At 56.5% G+C, this 549-nt stretch carries 1 protein-coding gene and 1 pseudogene; both read left to right on the forward strand.

Going from position 1 to position 549, the window contains the following annotated elements:
• On the forward strand, nt 1-231 hold a 231-nt coding region (locus tag N5O98_RS27635; protein WP_269496318.1), incomplete at its 5' end, for a DUF3575 domain-containing protein.
• A 16-nt stretch (nt 232-247) separates the two neighbouring features.
• Nucleotides 248-549: pseudogene (locus N5O98_RS27640) on the forward strand (FimB/Mfa2 family fimbrial subunit); the annotation flags it as partial.

Genomic DNA, 549 nt, shown 5'->3' on the forward strand with positions numbered 1-549 from the left:
TCCGAAACAGGCAAACAGGGCGACCTGATGGGTGGCGGCATCACCGCCGGCTATCAGCTGCGGCTGAACAAGGCACTGGCTCTTGATTTCAACCTCGGTCTGGGCTACCTGAATGCCGACTATGAGAAATATGAGGTCATCGACGGCGTGCGTGTACGCCACGGCAACGAGACAAAAGATTGGTGGGGCCCCATCAATGCCGGTGTGACATTGGTATGGAAGTTATTCTAACACGGAGGAATAGAATATGAAAGCAAAACAATATATAAATATGATGGGAATGGCAGCCGCCGTGCTGCTCTCTTCCTGCGTGAAGGACACGCTTTATGACACGCCGCACCCCGACTACGGGAAGATTGCGGTAACAGCCGACTGGTCGGCCCGCGGTGAGGGTATCGACATACCTGCCACATGGACGGTCACCATGGGCGACTATACGGGTACGGAGACTTCCGCCACCCATGCCCCCGACCATCTGTTTGCTCCGGGCAGCTACACCCTTGCGGTGTGGAACCCGGCTGAAGGAATCACGGTGAACGGCACCACAGC

It is taken from the genome of Bacteroides sp. LFL-34, from assembly GCF_027257075.1.
GTDB lineage: Bacteria > Bacteroidota > Bacteroidia > Bacteroidales > Bacteroidaceae > Bacteroides > Bacteroides ovatus.